Origin of the sequence: Halorubrum tibetense (genome assembly GCF_042661865.1) — an archaeon.
Lineage (GTDB): Archaea > Halobacteriota > Halobacteria > Halobacteriales > Haloferacaceae > Halorubrum > Halorubrum tibetense.
Map to the genome: position 1 here is coordinate 1 of NZ_JBHSWW010000407.1, position 1,588 is coordinate 1,588.

Genomic DNA, 1,588 nt, shown 5'->3' on the forward strand with positions numbered 1-1,588 from the left:
GGGAGTCGGCGTCGGTTTCGCGCGCTTGCGCAGCCAGCGCCTCGGCCGCCCCGGCGGCGATCGTCGCTGCGCCGCGGATCTCCATCGTAGCGATCGCCTCGGCGGTGTCACGCACCGACGCGACGGGCTCGTGCTCGGTCATACCGGTACCGTGTCCGCCCCGGTATATATAAAGCCGGCTCCGTCGGAGTCGTGTCCTCGGACGCACCCTTCTTCGAACCAGCCGGTCGCGGCAGGGCTTACCGAGTGATCGTTCGAGTGGCCATCGTTTTCAGCGTGAACGACCCCGCATCCTCGACGGTGTGTCGAACGGTGACGTCCATTGGCGGGTGCGTGAACTCGACGGCCGCGTCGTACGCGATCTCCCCCTCGCACTCGGGGAGGTCCGTGTTCGGAGGCGAGTCGGCCGGGTTGAAATCGATACGGACCTCCATATCCGCGTCGTCACGGTCGCGCTCTCCGACGCCGTTCAGCGCGGTGACGGAGAGCCCGTCGGCGACTCGCGGAACCGCGATACTCCCTTCGATCCGTATCCGTGTCCCGTCGTCCGAGCTGGGTGTGATCGTTGCCGACTCGTCCGGGGCGTCGCGACAGCGCCGATCCAGGGCCTGAATGCTGCTCGATGCGACTTCGGGCGTCGTCGAGGTGGCGGTTGAACAGCCTGCCAAGCCGCCGATACCGGCGGTTCCGAGCAATGAGAGGAGGGCTCGTCGGTCCATAGCTAAGTACTAACATACTGTTATAAATGTTTTCTCGTACGGTCGATGTGACACATCGACCGGATCCGGTTCGCGATAAACCGCTGAGAACCCGACACCGACGCTTGCCTCAACTGTTGATAAGCAGTCGTGTGAATCCACGCAGACCGGTAACAAGTAGCTGTCTCCACTCGGGGTCGGATTTATAACCTCCGTTCGGGTCGAGGACCCCGCTACCGGCCGCTTTCGACCGCCTGTCGCATCTCCTCGGCGAGTCGCTCGGCGCGGTCGGCGTCGGCGGATTCGGCGTAGATACGGATCTTCGGCTCCGTCCCCGAGGGTCGAACGAGCACCCACGCGTCGCCGTAGTCGAGGCGATAGCCGTCGGTCGTGTTCGGCGTCGCGTCGGCCGTCTCGACGTAGGCGCGGGCGGCGGCGAGCATGTCCTCACGCTCGTCTCCCCCGTCGTACTCGACGTTGACCCGCACGAAGTGGTAGTCCGCGTACGGCGCGACCACCTCGCTGGCCGGCGCGCCGTCGGCGGCCGCGAGTAGCTCGAGGAACTTCGCACCGATGTACGCGCCGTCCCGCGAGAGCCGGTACGGCGGGAAGAACACCCCGCCGTTCCCCTCGCCGGCGATCGGCACCCACGTTCTCTCGTCGTCGAGCTCGCGGGTACGGGTGATGATGTTCGTCGCGCCGATGGGGGTCAGCTCCAGTGCCGCGTCGTTGTCGTCGCAGACGTCGACGAGCCGCTGGGAGACGTTGACCGCGCTGACGACGGCGTCGCCCGGCTCCAAGGCGTCGTCGGCCAGTGCTGCGAAGGACGTGTCGCCGTCGACGACCGCCCCCGTCTCGTCGACGAACACCGCGCGGTCGGCGTCGCCGTC

Annotated in this window: 2 protein-coding genes; both read right to left on the reverse strand. The window is 66.7% G+C overall.

Annotated elements, in window-relative coordinates:
* Positions 1 to 239: 239 nt before the first annotated feature.
* Positions 240 to 719, reverse strand: coding sequence for a hypothetical protein (locus tag ACFQEU_RS15600; RefSeq protein WP_379783653.1), 480 nt, complete (start codon positions 717 to 719; stop codon positions 240 to 242).
* Positions 720 to 931: 212 nt separating this feature from the next.
* Positions 932 to 1,588, reverse strand: a 657-nt coding sequence (locus ACFQEU_RS15605) for a phosphohexomutase domain-containing protein (protein ID WP_465261165.1), incomplete at its 5' end; no start/stop codon positions are given.

What these genes read in the sequence shown, in the direction of transcription:
- ACFQEU_RS15600 (WP_379783653.1), bottom strand. Translation starts at nt 719, where the DNA reads ATGGACCGACGAGCCCTCCTCTCATTGCTCGGAACCGCCGGTATCGGC.